This is a genomic window from Pseudomonas sp. P9_2 (assembly GCF_034008255.1).
In the GTDB taxonomy this organism is placed as follows: domain Bacteria; phylum Pseudomonadota; class Gammaproteobacteria; order Pseudomonadales; family Pseudomonadaceae; genus Aquipseudomonas; species Aquipseudomonas synxantha_A.
In genome coordinates this window covers 655,520-671,476 of record NZ_CP125376.1, presented here as the reverse complement: position 1 = coordinate 671,476, position 15,957 = coordinate 655,520, and the positions used below count along the sequence as shown (strand labels likewise).

The following is a 15,957-nucleotide window of genomic DNA, read 5'->3' as shown; positions in this document are numbered from 1 at the left end:
CACATTGATCTGCATTGTTCTTGAAGTGGCGCCCAAAAAAAGCCCGGCTGATCATCGATCAGCCGGGCTTTTTGTTGCTTGAGGACGACTTACTTCTTCAAGCCGTAATGCTCATCCAGCATCCCTGGGGCGTTCGGCGTCTTTGGCGCGTAGTCCCGTGGTGGCTCCTGGTTTTCCCGTGGCGGGGTCAGGCGTTCCCGTGGGGTTTGCGGTGCATCGGAATGCAGCGCAGCCAGCAGGCGCTGGCGGGTGATGTCGTCGAGGGCCAGGCGATTAGCGCCTTCGGCGAGGTGATCCTGTACTTCCTGGTAGCTCTGGGTGAGCTTCTTGACCAGGGTCGCGGTGCTGTTGAAGTGGGTAACAACCTCGTTCTGATAACTGTCAAAACGTTCCTGAATGTCATCCAGCTGACGCTGCGTGCGGTTAGGCGCGGCATTCGGCAGCAGGCGGGCAACCAGGAATCCAATGGCGACACCGGCAACCAGGGCAAGAGTCGGCAACAACCAAACTAAGAGCGAGTGTTCCACGAGTCCTTCCTCTATAAACGGCTTTGCTTTACGTTAACGGCTCAAACCTGCGCTGTATACCGCGATTAAGCTCGCAATGATGCCATGCACAGACTTTTAGCTAGACGAGTCGACCCCTTGAGAGGTCACGGAGTTCATCCTTGCTCATGCGTGAAACCCCCGTTTTGATCGATGGCCCGGTGGGCCAATTGGAAGCCTTGTACCTGGATCACCCCGAACCACGTGGCCTGGCGCTGATCTGCCACCCTAACCCGGTGCAGGGTGGGACCATGCTCAATAAAGTGGTGTCGACCCTGCAACGCACTGCGCGCGATGCCGGTTTGATTACTTTGCGTTTCAATTATCGTGGCGTCGGTGCCAGCGCCGGTACACACGATATGGCCAGTGGTGAGGTCGACGATGCCGAAGCGGCCGTCACCTGGCTGCGGGCAAAACATCCCGAACTGCCGATCACCTTGTTGGGTTTTTCCTTCGGTGGCTATGTCGCGGCCAGTCTCGGCGGCCGTCTGGAGGCCAAGGGTGAAAAGCTTGCGCACCTGTTTATGGTGGCTGCCGCCGTGATGCGCCTTGGCGATGCAGATGTGTTGCCCCAAGGCTGCCCGTTGACCCTGATCCAACCGGAAAGCGATGAAGTGGTCGACCCGCAACTGGTCTACGACTGGTCCGCCGCCCTGAAACGCCCCCATGAGTTGCTGAAAGTGGCAGAATGCGGACACTTTTTTCATGGCAAGCTGACCGATCTCAAGGATCTGGTGCTGCCACGCCTTTCGAATTGATGACAAGCGATCACCCATGACGACCCGTACCCGAATCCTCACCGGCATTACCACCACCGGCACGCCGCACCTGGGCAACTACGCCGGTGCGATCCGCCCGGCGATCCTCGCCAGCGAAGACGCGAATGCCGACTCCTTCTACTTCCTGGCCGACTACCACGCGCTGATCAAGTGCGACGACCCGCAGCGCATCCAGCGCTCGCGCATGGAAATCGCCGCGACCTGGCTGGCCGGTGGCCTGGATGTGAACCGTGTGACCTTCTATCGCCAGTCGGACATCCCGGAGATTCCCGAGCTGACCTGGCTGCTGACCTGCGTTGCCGCCAAGGGCCTGCTCAACCGCGCCCATGCGTACAAGGCGTCGGTGGACAAGAACGTGGAAAACGGCGAGGACCCGGATGCGGGCATCAGCATGGGCCTGTACAGCTACCCGGTGCTGATGGCCGCTGACATCCTGATGTTCAACGCGCACAAGGTGCCAGTCGGTCGCGACCAGATCCAGCACGTGGAAATGGCTCGCGACATCGGCCAGCGTTTCAACCACTTGTTCGGCAACGGTAAAGAATTCTTCACCATGCCCGAGGCGCTGATCGAAGAAAGCGTCGCCACCTTGCCGGGCCTGGATGGCCGCAAGATGTCCAAGAGCTACGACAACACCATCCCGTTGTTCACCAGCGCCAAGGACATGAAAGACGCGATCTCGCGGATCGTGACCGACTCGCGTGCGCCGGGCGAAGCCAAGGACCCGGACAATTCGCACCTGTTCACCCTGTACCAGGCGTTCGCGACCAAGGCGCAGGAAGAAGAATTCCGTGGCGAGCTGCTGCAAGGCCTGGGCTGGGGCGAGGCGAAGAATCGTCTGTTCCAACTGCTCGACGGCCAACTTGGTGAAGCGCGCGAGCGTTACCACCAACTGATGTCGCGCCCCTCCGATATGGAAGACCTGCTGCTGGTCGGAGCCAAGAAAGCCCGTGCCGTGGCCGCGCCATTCCTCGCCGAACTGCGTGAAGCAGTGGGCCTGCGTTCGTTCGTCAACCAGGCTGCGGCGCCGGCTGCCACCAAGAAAAAAGCGGCGAAGGCTGCGCGTTTTGTGAGTTTTCGTGAAGACGATGGCAGCTTCCGCTTTCGCCTGCTGGCCGCTGATGGTGAGCAACTGCTGCTATCGCGCAACTTTACCGATGGCAAAGCGGCTGGCGCTGTGACCAAACAATTGCAAAGTGGTGATGCGCTGGACGTGCGTGCGCAGGCTCTGAGCTTCAGCGTATGGCTGGACGGCGCCGCCGTGGCTGACAGTGCCGAGTACGCCGATCAAGCATCGCGTGACGCGGCCATCGAAGCCTTGCGCGCTGCGTTGACTCCAATCGAGGATTAACCCGACCAAGGGTTGATTGCCATTCTCCAGGGCCGTCGTTACAGTGTCGGCCCGTTTTTGTTGCCTTGCTAACGAAATTATGACGCCCCTAGAACGATATCAAGCTGATCTGAAACGCCCTGAATTCTTCCATGACGCGGCCCAGGAAAATGCTGTGCGTCATTTGCAGCGCCTGTACGACGATCTGGTCGCGGCCTCGCAAAGCAAGCCGGGGATGTTCAGCAAGCTGTTTGGCAAGAAAGACCATACGCCGGTCAAGGGCCTGTACTTTTGGGGGGGCGTCGGCCGGGGCAAGACTTATCTGGTAGACACCTTCTTTGAAGCGCTGCCATTCAAGGAAAAGGTCCGTACTCACTTCCACCGCTTCATGAAGCGCGTGCACGAAGAGATGAAAACCCTGCCGGGCGAGAAAAACCCGCTGACCATCATCGCCAAGCGCTTCTCCCAAGAAGCGCGGGTGATCTGCTTTGATGAGTTCTTCGTCTCCGACATCACCGACGCCATGATCCTCGGCACGCTGATGGAAGAGCTGTTCAAGAACGGTGTGACCCTGGTTGCCACGTCGAACATCGTGCCCGACGGTTTGTACAAGGACGGCCTGCAGCGTGCGCGCTTCCTGCCGGCCATTGCGCTGATCAAGCAGAATACCGATATCGTCAACGTCGACAGCGGCGTCGATTACCGCCTGCGCCACCTGGAGCAAGCCGAGCTGTTCCACTTCCCGCTGAACCAGGCGGCGCACGACAGCCTGAAAAAAAGCTTCCGCGCGCTGACGCCGGAATGCACCCAGGCGGTGGAAAACGACAAGCTGATGATCGAGAACCGCGAAATCATCGCCTTGCGTACCTGCGATGACGTGGCCTGGTTCGAGTTCCGCCAACTGTGCGACGGCCCGCGCAGCCAGAACGACTACATTGAGCTGGGCAAGATCTTCCACGCGGTGATCTTGAGCGGCGTCGAGCAGATGGGCGTGACCACCGACGATATTGCGCGGCGGTTTATCAACATGGTCGACGAGTTCTACGACCGCAACGTCAAGTTGATCATCTCGGCGGAAGTCGAGCTCAAGGACCTGTACACCGGCGGTCGCTTGAACTTCGAATTCCAGCGCACCTTGAGCCGCCTGCTTGAAATGCAGTCCCACGAGTTCCTGTCGCGCGGACACAAGCCTTAATCAATCTCCAGCTCAATGGAGATCCAATGTGGGAGCCGGGCTTGCCCGCGATGGCGGTGTATCAGTCAACTATAGGCTGGCTGATACACCGCCATCGCAGGCAAGCCAGCTCCCACAGTGGTTTGTGTTGGTCTGAGGTCAGGCAGCCTGTTGGAATTGCTGTCTGTACTGATTCGGCGACAACTCCGTGTGCTGCCTGAACAACCGCGCAAAGAAACTCGCATCGTCGTAACCCACCTCATAACTGATGGTCTTGATGCTCTTGCGGCTGCCTGAGAGCAGGCCCTTTGCCGTCTCGATGCGCAACCGTTGCAGGTAATGCAGCGGCTTGTCACCGGTGGCGGTCTGGAAGCGCCGCATGAAGTTGCGGATGCTCATGCCGTGTTCCCGGGCCACGTCTTCGAAGCGGAACTTGTCGGCAAAGTGTTCTTCGAGCCAGTGCTGGATCTGCAGGATGATCACGTCCTGGTGCAGCTTCTGGCCGCCAAAACCGATACGCCCCGGCGAATAGCTGCGCTGCACCTCATAGAGGATGTCACGGGCCACGGCCTGGGCGATGTTGGCGCCGCAGAAGCGTTCGATCAGGTAGATGTAGAGGTCACAGGCCGAGGTGGTGCCGCCGGCGCAATACAAGTTATCGGCATCGGTCAGGTGCTTGTCCTGGTTGAGCTGCACCTTGGGGAAGCGCTCGCTGAAAGCATTGAAGAACCGCCAGTAGGTGGTCGCCTCCTTGCCATCGAGCAGCCCGGCTTCGGCCAGCCAGAACACCCCGGTGGCTTCACCGCACAGCACGGCGCCGCGGGCGTGTTGTTCGCGCAGCCACGGCAACACTTGCGGGTAGCGGGTGCACAGGGCGTCGAAGTCGTCCCAGAAGGCCGGCAGCACGATGATATCGGCATCTTCCAGGCCGCCGTCCACCGGCATGATCACATCGCTGAAGCTGCGCACTGACTGCCCGTCGGGGCTGACCAGACGCGTATCGAACCCTGGGGTCAAGCCCAGGCCCTGCTGTTTACCGTAACGCAGGCTGGCCAGATGGAAGAAGTCCTTGGCTTGCATGAGGGTGGAAGCGAATACCCGATCAATGGCCAAAATGCTGACGCGCCGCAAGGGCGTGGAGATTTGGTTAGACATAATTTCATTTATTCTTATAGGGGAAAGTGGTCACCAGACGGCTGGATCGTCTTATTTTTTGTCGCATGTGTCCAGTGTCCCGTGACGCCATCGGGGCATAGGCTCTGTGGGCTCGTCCTTGTCCGACAATCCACGCAGGTGACTCATGATCCCCAGAACCTTGTTCAGCTCGGAGCACGAACTCTTCCGCGAGAGCGTGCGCACCTTCCTCGAAAAACACGCCGCGCCCTTTCATGGGCAATGGGAAAAGCAGGGCTATATCGATCGTAGCCTGTGGAACCAGGCGGGGGAGGCGGGCATGTTGTGTTCCCACCTGCCGGAGGAATATGGCGGCCTGGGCGCAGATTTCCTCTACAGCGCGGTAGTGATCGAAGAAGTCAGCCGCCTGGGGTTGACCGGCATCGGTTTTTCCCTGCATTCGGATATCGTCGCGCCCTACATCCTGCATTACGGCAGTGAAGCGCTTAAGCACAAATACCTGCCCAAGTTGATCAGCGGGGAGATGGTCACGGCAATTGCCATGACCGAGCCGGGCGCCGGTTCCGACCTGCAAGGGGTCAAGACCACGGCAGTGCTGGACGGCGATGAGTACGTCATCAACGGCTCCAAGACCTTTATCACCAACGGTTACCTGGCCGATCTGGTGATCGTAGTCGCCAAGACCGATCCCAAGGCCGGCGCCAAGGGCACCAGCCTGTTTCTGGTGGAGGCTGGCACGCCCGGTTTCGACAAGGGCAAGCGCCTGGAGAAAGTCGGCATGAAGGCCCAGGACACCTCGGAGTTGTTTTTCCAGGACGTGCGGGTGCCCAAGGAAAACTTGCTGGGCCAGGCCGGTATGGGCTTCGCATACCTGATGCAGGAGCTGCCTCAAGAGCGTTTGACCGTGGCGATAGGTGCGCTGTCTTCAGCCGAAGCGGCATTGCAATGGACCCTGGATTACACCCGCGAGCGCAAGGCGTTCGGCAAGGCGATTGCCGACTTCCAGAACACCCGATTCAAGCTGGCCGAGATGGCTACCGAGATTCAGATCGGTCGTGTGTTTGTGGATAAATGCATGGCACTGCACCTGGAAGGCAAGCTGGATGTGCCGACAGCGGCGATGGCCAAGTACTGGGCCACGGACCTGCAATGCAAGGTGCTCGATGAGTGCGTGCAGTTGCACGGCGGCTACGGCTTCATGTGGGAGTACCCGATTGCCCGGGCGTGGGCGGATGCGCGGGTGCAGCGTATTTATGCGGGGACCAATGAGATCATGAAGGAGATTATTGCGCGGGCGCTTTGATTGTCTGGTGCTCTTGATGGCCTCATCGCAGGCAAGCCAGCTCCCACATTTGACGGTATTCACAGATCAAAATGTAGGAGCTGGCTTGCCTGCGATGGCGGCCTGAAGGTCGATCAAGGCGCCGGATTCGGATGATCCTTTTGAATCGCCTCAATTCCTTCCAGCACCTCTTTCGACAGTTTCAGATCAGCACTGGCAATATTGCTGTCCAACTGCTCAAGGCTGGTGGCACCAATAATATTGCTGGTCACAAACGGCTGCTGCGTCACAAACGCCAGCGCCATCTGCGCCGGGTCCAGGCCGTGTTCGCGTGCCAGTGCCACATACCGGCTGCACGCCGCCTCCGACTGCGGGTTGAAGTAGCGGCTGAAGCGGCTGTACTCGGTCAGGCGCGCCTTGGCCGGCCGTGCGCCGCCTTCGTACTTGCCGCTGAGCATGCCGAACGCCAGCGGTGAGTAGGCCAGCAAACCGCACTGCTCACGGATGGCGATTTCCGCCAGGCCCACTTCAAAGCTGCGGTTGAGCAGGTTGTAGGGGTTCTGGATCGACACCGCGCGCGGCCAGCCACGGGCTTCGGCCAGGGCGAGGAACTTCATGGTGCCCCATGGGGTTTCGTTGGACAGGCCGATGTGGCGGATCTTGCCGGCCTTGACCTGTTCATCCAGGGCTTCGAGGGTTTCTTCCAGGGGGGTGAGGTCGTCTTCGTCCTTGTGCCTATAGCTCAGTTGGCCGAAGAAATTGGTGCTGCGTTCCGGCCAGTGCAGTTGGTAGAGGTCGATCCAGTCGGTCTGCAGGCGCTTGAGGCTGGCGTCGAGCGCCTGGGTGATGTGCTTGCGGTTGTGACGCAGGTAGCCATCGCGGATGTAGTCAATCGTGTTGCCGGGGCCGGCGATCTTGCTGGCGAGTATCCAGTCGGCGCGGTCGCCACGGCTTTTGAAATAGTTGCCGATGTAGCGTTCGGTGGTGGCATAGGTGTCGGCCTTGGGCGGTACCGGGTACATTTCTGCGGTATCGAGGAAGTTGATCCCCGCGCCCTTGGCCCGTTCGATCTGCGCGAAAGCCTCTGCCTCGCTGTTCTGCTCGCCCCAGGTCATGGTGCCCAACGCGATGGCGCTGACGTTCAGATCGGTGCGGCCCAGCTGTCGGTAATCCATCGGGTACTCCTTCAGGGGAAAACAATCATAAAAGCAGGTTGAATTTTTTTTCGCAATCTGCATAATTGCCCACCTCTTTCTGCAGTGGAAGTGATGCGCCGCCTGCCGAAGAATCTTGCCGTTGAACGGACGCGCCGACCCGAGCCCCCGATAGCGTCTGTATCCGGCTGCCTTTGACTTGTCAAAGTACGCACTATTCAGTAAGATCCGCCGTCTAATTTACAGGGCGGCCCCTGAGGCTATTAAAGAATGACAACTTTTACTGCAAAACCGGAAACAGTTCAGCGCGACTGGTTTGTCGTCGACGCCGCTGGTCAGACCCTGGGTCGTCTGGCCACTGAAGTCGCCAGCCGTCTGCGTGGCAAGCACAAGCCTGAATACACCCCGCACGTTGATACCGGTGACTACATCGTGATCATCAACGCTGAGCAGGTACGTGTTACCGGCAACAAAGCGCAAGACAAAATGTACTACCGTCACTCCGGTTTCCCAGGCGGTATCAAGTCTTCCAACTTTGAAGGCCTGATCTCCAAGAAGCCTGAAGCCCCGATCGAAATCGCGGTCAAAGGCATGCTGCCGAAGGGCCCACTGGGTCGCGATATGTTTCGCAAGCTGAAAGTCTATGCGGGCGCTGTACACCCTCATGCTGCTCAGCAGCCCCAAGAACTGAAGTTTTAACGGAATAGTTCATTATGTCGGCGACTCAAAATTACGGCACTGGCCGTCGCAAAACCGCAACCGCACGCGTTTTCCTGCGTCCGGGCACTGGTAACATCTCGATCAACAACCGCTCCCTGGACAACTTCTTCGGTCGCGAAACTGCCCGCATGGTAGTTCGTCAACCGCTGGAATTGACCGAGACCGTTGAAAAGTTCGACATCTACGTCACCGTTATCGGTGGCGGTGTAAGTGGTCAAGCTGGCGCAATCCGCCACGGTATCACTCGCGCTCTGATGCAGTACGACGAAACCCTGCGTGGCGCTCTGCGCAAAGCTGGCTTCGTTACTCGCGATGCTCGTGAAGTTGAACGTAAGAAAGTCGGTCTGCGTAAAGCGCGTAAGCGTCCGCAGTACTCGAAGCGTTAATTCGCTTTACGTTCCAGAAAACGCCCAGCCTCCTCACGGAGCTGGGCGTTTTTTATTGCCTGCGATTTATGCACATTTTTCGCCGTGACAACTTGCCACATCCGTAGACCCCCTATACTACAAGGCCTGAGGGCGGAGGCCCGGGCAATTCCCTTGTCATACGTGGGGCTTTTCATTACCATCCGTCAAAATTTTTATAAGTAAAGATTCAACACTTAGTAGACGCCTGATTTAACAGGCCAAAAAGCTGATGGGAGAGGACTGAATGAGCAATGACGGCGTGAATGCAGGCCGGCGTCGCTTCTTGGTAGCAGCCACATCCGTGGTGGGTGCTGCAGGAGCGGTGGGGGCTGCGGTCCCGTTCGTGGGGTCATGGTTTCCCAGTGCCAAGGCGAAAGCCGCAGGTGCACCGGTGAAGGTGAATGTCAGCAAGATCGAGCCAGGTCAGCAGATGATTGCTGAATGGCGCGGCCAGCCGGTTTTCATTGTTCGCCGTACTGAGGAAATCCTGGGGAATCTGAAAAAGATCGAAGGCCAGTTGTCTGACCCGACATCCGAAAATTCCGATCAGCCCGCCTACGCCAAGAACGAAATGCGTTCGATCAAGCCAGAGATCCTGTTGCTGGTTGGTCTGTGTACACACTTGGGTTGCTCGCCTACCTTCCGCCCGGAAGTGGCCCCTGTCGATCTGGGCAAGGATTGGGTCGGTGGTTATTTCTGCCCCTGCCACGGCTCGCACTACGACCTCGCTGGCCGTGTCTACAAATCCCAGCCTGCTCCATTGAACCTGCCCGTGCCTCCGCATACCTACGAAACTGACGACCTCATAGTCATTGGCCTCGACAAGGAGAACGCGTGATGAGCAAGTTCATGGATTGGGTGGATGCGCGCTTCCCCGCCACCAAAATGTGGGAAGACCATCTCAGCAAATATTACGCGCCAAAAAACTTCAACTTCTTCTACTTCTTTGGCTCCCTGGCCTTGTTGGTGCTGGTCAACCAGATCGTCACCGGCGTGTGGTTGACGATGAGCTACACCCCGTCGGCGGAAGAGGCCTTTGCTTCCGTCGAATACATCATGCGCGACGTCGAGTACGGCTCGATCCTGCGCCTGCTGCACTCCACAGGCGCATCAGCGTTCTTCATCGTCGTCTACCTGCACATGTTCCGCGGTCTGCTCTACGGTTCATACCAGAAGCCCCGCGAGCTGGTGTGGGTGTTTGGCATGTTGATCTACCTGGCGCTGATGGCCGAAGCCTTCATGGGCTACCTGCTGCCATGGGGCCAGATGTCGTACTGGGGCGCCCAGGTGATCATCTCGCTGTTCGGTGCAATCCCGGTGATCGGCAACGACCTGACCCAGTGGATACGTGGCGACTACCTGATCTCCGGCATCACCCTGAACCGCTTCTTCGCCTTGCACGTGGTGGCCCTGCCGATCGTGATCCTGGGCCTTGTGGTACTGCACATCCTGGCACTGCACGAAGTGGGTTCCAATAACCCTGATGGTGTGGACATCAAGAAGCACAAGGATGAGAACGGCATCCCGCTCGACGGCATTCCATTCCACCCTTACTACACCGTGAAAGACATTGTCGGCGTAGTGGTGTTCCTGTTTGTGTTCTGCTCGATCGTGTTCTTTTTCCCGGAGATGGGTGGTTATTTCCTGGAGAAACCTAACTTCGAACAGGCCAACGCCTTCAAGACGCCCGAGCATATTGCCCCGGTCTGGTACTTCACGCCGTTCTACGCGATCTTGCGTGCGATCCCCGACAAACTCATGGGCGTGATCGCCATGGGCGCAGCCATCGCGGTGCTGTTCGTGCTGCCGTGGCTCGATCGGAGCCCGGTCAAGTCGATGCGCTACAAAGGCTGGCTGAGCAAGATCTGGCTGTGGGTGTTCTGCATTTCGTTCGTGATCCTGGGTGTGCTAGGCGTGCTGGCGCCGACCCCCGAGCGTACGTTGCTGTCGCAGGTCTGCACCTTCCTGTACTTCGCCTACTTCATTCTGATGCCGTTCTATACCCGGCTCGAGAAGACCAAACCGGTTCCGGAAAGGGTGACTGGCTGATGAAAAAATTATTCGTTGCATTCGTGCTTGCGGCTCTGCCGCTACTGTCCTTCGCCGCCGAGCATGGCGCGCAGCTGGAAAAAGTCGATATCGATGTGTCTGACAAGGCCGCCATGCAGGATGGGCTGCGTACCTTCACCAACTACTGCATGGGCTGCCACAGCGCCAAGTTCCAGCGTTACGAGCGTGTGGCCGATGACCTGGGCATTCCCCATGAGGTGATGCTCAGTCACGCGGTGTTCACTGGCGCCAAGATTGGCGACCATATGAACATCGGCATGCAACCGGCTGACGCCAAGACCTGGTTCGGCGCCGCACCGCCCGACTTGACCCTGGTGGCTCGTGTACGCGGTACCGATTGGCTCTACGGCTACCTCAAGTCCTTCTATGAAGACCCGGCGCGCCCCTATGGCGTGAACAACAAAGTCTTCCCGAATGTCGGCATGCCGAACGTTCTGGTCGGCCTGCAGGGTCGTCAAGTGGTAGGATGCAAGCAGGTTCAGGTCGTTGAAGACGGCAAGAAGCAATATGATCCGTTGACCGGCACGCCGCTGACTCATGAAGCGTGCGATCAACTGACCATCGTGCCCAAGACCGGTACGCTGAACGAAGAGCAGTTCGACGAGAAGGTCAAGAACCTGGTGACCTTCCTGGCCTACTCGGCCAACCCGGTCAAACTGCAGCACCAGCGCATCGGTACGTACGTCTTGCTGTACCTGGCTTTCTTCTTCGTATTCGCTTATCTGCTCAAGCGCGAATACTGGAAGGATGTGCATTGATCCAACCGTAAGCAATTGCTGTTAATCTTGCGCGCCCAGCGGCATCTCTGAACACGTAACGCCTGGTTTGACCGGACGTTACAGAGATGCTCTCTGGGCGCGCTCGTTTTTGAGCTTTCGATAATTTCAACAAGCGAGGAGGACCGCCATGGGCGTGACCAATCGGTTGGCCTGTTACTCCGACCCCGCCGACCACTATTCCCACCGAGTACGCATCGTGCTCGCAGAGAAGGGTGTCAGCGCCGAGATCATCAGTGTGGAGGCGGGCCGTCATCCGCCGAAACTGATCGAAGTGAACCCTTACGGCAGCTTGCCCACCCTGGTCGATCGTGACCTGGCGTTGTGGGAGTCAACCGTGGTGATGGAATACTTGGATGAGCGTTACCCGCATCCGCCTTTGCTGCCGGTGTACCCGGTGGCGCGTGCCAACAGCCGCCTGCTGATCCATCGGATCCAGCGTGACTGGTGCGGGCTGGTGGATGTGATTCTGGATTCGCGTTCTAAGGAAGCCGCTCGGGTGCAGGCGCGCAAGGAATTGCGCGAAAGCCTGACCGGTGTTTCGCCGCTGTTCGCCGATAAACCTTTTTTCCTCAGTGAGGAACAAAGCCTGGTGGATTGCTGCCTATTACCCATACTCTGGCGCTTGCCGATCCTGGGCATTGAACTGCCACGGCCGGCCAAGCCGCTGCTTGATTACATGGAGCGCCAATTTGCGCGTGAGGCTTTCCAGGCGAGTCTGTCTGGTGTCGAACGCGATATGCGCTAAGGCTTAAGGAGCCGTTGATGAACTCCAGTCGACCTTATTTGGTCCGCGCGCTCTATGAGTGGATTGTGGACAACGATTGCACACCGCACATGCTGGTCAATTCCGAGTTTCCCAAGGTGGATGTGCCACAGGGTTTCGCCAGCGACGGACAAATCGTGCTGAACGTATCGCCCAGTGCCGTGCGCCATCTGCACATGGACAACGAAGCGGTGAGCTTTGAAGGGCGTTTCGGTGGCGTACCGCATACGCTGTTCGTGCCGATTGGTGCCATCCTCGGGATCTACGCCCGGGAGAACGGCCAAGGCATGGTGTTCGATCTGGAGTCGCCTTTCGAGGACGACGAAACGATTGACGGTGAAGGCGGTGATGATCTACCGCCACCGGACAGCGAGCCGCCGCGTCCTAGCGGTCGGCCGAGCTTGAAAGTGGTGAAGTAGGCGGATTTTGCCTTCAGCCCCCCGTGAGAAATGCCTCGATGTTTGTCGGGGCATTTTTTTGCGTGAAGGATATGGATGAAAGTCGCGCCACAACGGTGATCGTACAACCACCATGGGCTATGATGCGGTCTTCAGTTCGCCGAGAAAGATGGTTCATCATGGAAAACGCCAGCGCCGCTCCACGTCTGCCCCGCAAGCGCCGCAGCCTTGCCCAGGAATTGGTCACGGTGTTGTCCGAGCAGATCCGCGATGGCCAGCTCAAACGCGGCGATAAATTGCCTACCGAGTCGGCGATCATGGAAGCCCACGGCGTCAGCCGCACCGTGGTGCGCGAGGCCATCTCGCGCTTGCAGGCGGCGGGGCAGGTCGAGACCCGCCATGGTATCGGCACCTTTGTGCTGGACACGCCCAGCCCCAGCGGTTTCCGCATTGACCCGGCCACCGTGGTGACCTTGCGTGATGTGCTGGCGATTCTGGAGCTGCGTATCAGTCTGGAAGTAGAGTCGGCGGGCCTTGCCGCCTTGCGTCGCAGTGATGCGCAACTGGCCGCCATGCGTGCGGCTCTTGATGCGCTGAATGAAAGTGCGGCCCACGCTGGCGATGCGGTGGCGTCAGACTTTGCCTTTCACCTGGAAATTGCACTGTCTACCGGTAACCGCTACTTCACCGATATCATGACCCACCTGGGTACCAGCATCATTCCGCGGACCCGCTTGAATTCGGCGCGCCTGGCCCATGATGACCAGCAGCATTACATGGGCCGCCTGAGCCGCGAACACGAAGAAATCTATGAGGCAATTGCCCGCCAGGATTCGGATGCGGCGCGGGCGGCCATGCGTCTGCATTTGACCAACAGCCGTGAGCGGCTGCGCCATGCCCATGAAGAGGCAGAAGCACAGCGCGTCTGAGGTTTGCCATATCCCGTGTGGGAGCTGGCTTGCCTGCGAATGCAGTGGTTCAGTAACAAACTCAATGACTGACACACAGCTATCGCAGGCAAGCCAGCTCCCACATTTGACCTCCATTATCTGGATACCGGGCCTGTTTAGCTGGCGGGTTGATTGGGCTTGTAGTCTTTGAGCAACAGATACGTACTCCACCCCCACCAATCATTGGTCCAGTGTTTGTCGTTCAGGTCATTGACGTCCTTGCGCCGCAGCACCTTGTCCCCCTCCATCTTGAACAACGGCGAGAAGTTGTTCGCCGGGTTTTGCGCGGCGTTCAGGTCGGGCACATACAGCGGTGCCTTGAAGCTGGCCGGGGAGGGCGCGACGCCGCTGATGAAGGTTTCGAAGATTTCGTCTGCCGAAGCCTGCACCGCACGTTTTACCTGCACGCGATTATCGGCGTCGATGCTGTCGAAGTAGCGCTTGTCGCCGTAGGCATGCCACTGATCACCCATGGCATTACGCACCTTGAGCCCGAACTTGCTGTCTTCGTCGTGCATGAAGCGGCTGATCAGCGAACCCAATTCACCTGGTGTCACAACGGCTGCCAACTGTTTGCGTGGCACTCGCAGGTGCCCGGCGGAAAACAGGTCGGTCAAGAAGTGATCAGCGAAGCTGTTCATTGCATAGGCCAGTTCCAGGGCCTGGTCGGTACCCGTCTGGTGGGCCACAACGGCTTGTTGCAGCGCCGCCGTGTGACCGGCCAGGTACGCGGACAAGGCCCACTCACCGAAATGATCGGCATTATCCGCTGCCAGCTTGAGGTAGCGTCCCAAGGGAATCAGGGCCGAAACAGCGCTGCCGCCACCCGTGATGCGGTTCCACTCCTCCGACAACGTATCACCCAGTGCGTCGTAGGCTTCATGGGGTTGTTTGCCATCCTTGATCGCCTGCTTGACCGCGTTGATTTCCTTTTGCATCACCGCCAGGATCTTCTGCGCCTCTTCCCGTGAGGCGGGCAATACGGCGAGAGAGTTGAAGGCTGCAGTGAAACGTTGCACGCGCTCGGCCGCAGAGGCGCCATCGCTGATGGCTTGGCCGGGGATGCCATAGAAATCGCCACCCAAAGCGATCACTTGGCCGTAGGTCAGCGCGAGCCCGTTGGGCAGATGCAATTGCACCTGGTGTGCAGGAATCGCCGCTGCGTCCTTGGCGAAGCGCAGCAGGGTTTCATCGCCGATGGCGGTGTGTTCACCCCCTTCAAAACGCAGGGTCGGTGGGAGTTTCTCGGGTACTGCGAGTTCAAGACCTGACATGTTAGCTCCTTGCTATGTCGTGGGAATCTTCCTTTTTAGCTGTATGTATATACAGCTAAAGTCACTATAGGTGAGAAATTTCCTACGTCAAGAATTGCAATCCACACGTCAGGTGCGAGCGGAGGCTCAACGAATTGCAGTTGACGAATCTTTTTATAGTTGTACGATGACGTACGACATCATCAAAACCAACAACAACGCTTTCCTCAGAAAGTCTTCGCCCAGGGTGTTCGAATAATGAATCCACAAGAACTGAAGTCCATCCTCTCCCACGGTCTGCTGTCTTTCCCGGTGACCGATTTCAACGCCCAGGGTGACTTCCACCAGGCGGGCTACATCAAGCGCCTCGAATGGCTGGCCCCTTACGGCGCCACCGCGTTGTTCGCCGCCGGGGGGACGGGTGAGTTTTTTTCCCTCGCTGCCAGCGAATATTCCCAAGTGGTAAAAACCGCCGTGGACACTTGCGCGTCCAGCGTGCCAATTCTTGCCGGTGTGGGCGGTTCGACCCGCCAGGCCATCGAGTACGCCCAGGAGGCGGAACGCCTCGGCGCCAAAGGCTTGCTGCTGCTGCCGCACTACCTTACCGAAGCCAGCCAGGACGGGGTTGCTGCCCACGTTGAGGCGGTGTGCAAGTCGGTCAAGATCGGCGTGGTGGTGTACAACCGCAACGTCTGCCGCCTGACCGCGCCGCTGTTGGAACGCCTGGCCGAACGTTGCCCGAACCTGATCGGCTACAAGGACGGGCTGGGTGATATCGAGTTGATGGTGTCGATCCGTCGCCGCCTGGGTGACCGTTTCAGCTACCTCGGCGGCCTGCCGACTGCAGAGGTTTACGCCGCGGCCTACAAGGCCCTTGGAGTGCCGGTGTACTCCTCGGCGGTGTTCAACTTCATCCCGAAAACCGCCATGGACTTCTACCACGCCATTGCCCGCGAAGATCACGCCACCGTCGACAAGATCATCGATGACTTCTTCCTGCCGTACCTGGACATCCGTAATCGCAAAGCCGGGTACGCAGTGAGCATCGTCAAGGCCGGCGCGAAAATTGTCGGGTACGACGCCGGCCCGGTGCGTACGCCGCTGACCGATCTGTTGCCGGAAGAATACGAAGCCCTGGCCGCGCTGATCGACAAGCAAGGCGCGCAATAAATTATCCACAAGGCCGCTGAGCAATCAGCGGCCTTTTGCGTCAGGAGAA

Annotated in this window: 17 protein-coding genes; 13 read left to right on the top strand and 4 right to left on the bottom strand. The window is 58.5% G+C overall.

Going from position 1 to position 15,957, the window contains the following annotated elements; all coding sequences use genetic code 11:
• Nucleotides 1–89: 89 nt before the first annotated feature.
• Nucleotides 90–527, bottom strand: a complete 438-nt coding sequence (locus QMK52_RS02915; RefSeq protein WP_005784763.1) for a YhcB family protein — start codon at nt 525–527, stop codon at nt 90–92.
• Between the two features lie 146 nt (nt 528–673).
• On the opposite strand from QMK52_RS02915, the gene QMK52_RS02910 reads away from it, so the two are divergent.
• The 3 genes from QMK52_RS02910 to zapE all read left to right on the top strand — a co-directional run bounded on the left by QMK52_RS02910 (nt 674) and on the right by zapE (nt 3,849).
• Nucleotides 674–1,303, top strand: coding sequence for an alpha/beta hydrolase (locus QMK52_RS02910; protein WP_005784765.1), 630 nt, complete (start codon nt 674–676; stop codon nt 1,301–1,303).
• 16 nt (nt 1,304–1,319) lie between these two features.
• A complete protein-coding gene (locus QMK52_RS02905; protein ID WP_194440124.1) occupies nt 1,320–2,675 on the top strand; it encodes a tryptophan--tRNA ligase in 1,356 nt (451 codons plus the stop codon).
• Between the two features lie 79 nt (nt 2,676–2,754).
• Nucleotides 2,755–3,849: a cell division protein ZapE gene (zapE, locus tag QMK52_RS02900; RefSeq protein WP_005784768.1), complete on the top strand. Its 1,095-nt coding sequence runs from the start codon at nt 2,755–2,757 to the stop codon at nt 3,847–3,849.
• A gap of 138 nt (nt 3,850–3,987) precedes the next feature.
• Here the strand turns inward: zapE and QMK52_RS02895 are convergent, their stop codons facing one another.
• Nucleotides 3,988–4,884, bottom strand: a complete 897-nt coding sequence (locus QMK52_RS02895) for a GlxA family transcriptional regulator (RefSeq protein WP_177327423.1) — start codon at nt 4,882–4,884, stop codon at nt 3,988–3,990.
• Between the two features lie 244 nt (nt 4,885–5,128).
• Between QMK52_RS02895 and QMK52_RS02890 the strand changes: the two genes are divergently transcribed.
• Nucleotides 5,129–6,265 carry an acyl-CoA dehydrogenase family protein gene (locus tag QMK52_RS02890; RefSeq protein WP_005784771.1) on the top strand — a complete coding sequence of 379 codons (1,137 nt, stop codon included), beginning with the start codon at nt 5,129–5,131 and terminating at the stop codon, nt 6,263–6,265.
• A gap of 113 nt (nt 6,266–6,378) precedes the next feature.
• Here QMK52_RS02890 and QMK52_RS02885 read toward each other — a convergent pair whose 3' ends face one another.
• Nucleotides 6,379–7,419, bottom strand: a complete 1,041-nt coding sequence (locus tag QMK52_RS02885; RefSeq protein WP_005784773.1) for an NADP(H)-dependent aldo-keto reductase — start codon at nt 7,417–7,419, stop codon at nt 6,379–6,381.
• Nucleotides 7,420–7,668: 249 nt separating this feature from the next.
• Here QMK52_RS02885 and rplM point away from each other — a divergent pair, with 249 nt between their 5' ends.
• From rplM to QMK52_RS02845, 8 genes are all read left to right on the top strand, one after another.
• The gene (gene rplM, locus QMK52_RS02880; protein WP_003171742.1) at nt 7,669–8,097 is read left to right on the top strand and encodes a 50S ribosomal protein L13; all 429 of its coding nucleotides are present in this window, start codon (nt 7,669–7,671) and stop codon (nt 8,095–8,097) included.
• Between the two features lie 14 nt (nt 8,098–8,111).
• Nucleotides 8,112–8,504: a 30S ribosomal protein S9 gene (gene rpsI / locus QMK52_RS02875; RefSeq protein WP_002555064.1), complete on the top strand. Its 393-nt coding sequence runs from the start codon at nt 8,112–8,114 to the stop codon at nt 8,502–8,504.
• 265 nt (nt 8,505–8,769) lie between these two features.
• Complete coding sequence (gene petA, locus QMK52_RS02870) at nt 8,770–9,363, top strand: ubiquinol-cytochrome c reductase iron-sulfur subunit (protein ID WP_005784775.1); 594 nt, start codon at nt 8,770–8,772, stop codon at nt 9,361–9,363.
• Nucleotides 9,363–10,574 carry a cytochrome b gene (locus QMK52_RS02865; RefSeq protein WP_003188526.1) on the top strand — a complete coding sequence of 404 codons (1,212 nt, stop codon included), beginning with the start codon at nt 9,363–9,365 and terminating at the stop codon, nt 10,572–10,574. Before petA ends, QMK52_RS02865 begins: the two co-directional genes overlap by 1 nt.
• The gene (locus QMK52_RS02860; protein ID WP_005784777.1) at nt 10,574–11,353 is read left to right on the top strand and encodes a cytochrome c1; all 780 of its coding nucleotides are present in this window, start codon (nt 10,574–10,576) and stop codon (nt 11,351–11,353) included. Before QMK52_RS02865 ends, QMK52_RS02860 begins: the two co-directional genes overlap by 1 nt.
• A gap of 148 nt (nt 11,354–11,501) precedes the next feature.
• The gene (locus QMK52_RS02855) at nt 11,502–12,119 is read left to right on the top strand and encodes a glutathione S-transferase N-terminal domain-containing protein (protein ID WP_005784778.1); all 618 of its coding nucleotides are present in this window, start codon (nt 11,502–11,504) and stop codon (nt 12,117–12,119) included.
• A gap of 17 nt (nt 12,120–12,136) precedes the next feature.
• The gene (locus QMK52_RS02850) at nt 12,137–12,556 is read left to right on the top strand and encodes a ClpXP protease specificity-enhancing factor (protein WP_005784780.1); all 420 of its coding nucleotides are present in this window, start codon (nt 12,137–12,139) and stop codon (nt 12,554–12,556) included.
• 158 nt (nt 12,557–12,714) lie between these two features.
• A complete protein-coding gene (locus QMK52_RS02845) occupies nt 12,715–13,464 on the top strand; it encodes a FadR/GntR family transcriptional regulator (protein ID WP_005784782.1) in 750 nt (249 codons plus the stop codon).
• Nucleotides 13,465–13,601: 137 nt separating this feature from the next.
• Here QMK52_RS02845 and QMK52_RS02840 read toward each other — a convergent pair whose 3' ends face one another.
• Nucleotides 13,602–14,759, bottom strand: a complete 1,158-nt coding sequence (locus tag QMK52_RS02840; RefSeq protein ID WP_032877800.1) for a hypothetical protein — start codon at nt 14,757–14,759, stop codon at nt 13,602–13,604.
• Nucleotides 14,760–14,996: 237 nt separating this feature from the next.
• Between QMK52_RS02840 and kdgD the strand changes: the two genes are divergently transcribed.
• Nucleotides 14,997–15,908 carry a 5-dehydro-4-deoxyglucarate dehydratase gene (gene kdgD / locus QMK52_RS02835; RefSeq protein WP_034118093.1) on the top strand — a complete coding sequence of 304 codons (912 nt, stop codon included), beginning with the start codon at nt 14,997–14,999 and terminating at the stop codon, nt 15,906–15,908.
• The last annotated feature ends 49 nt before the right edge of the window (nt 15,909–15,957 follow it).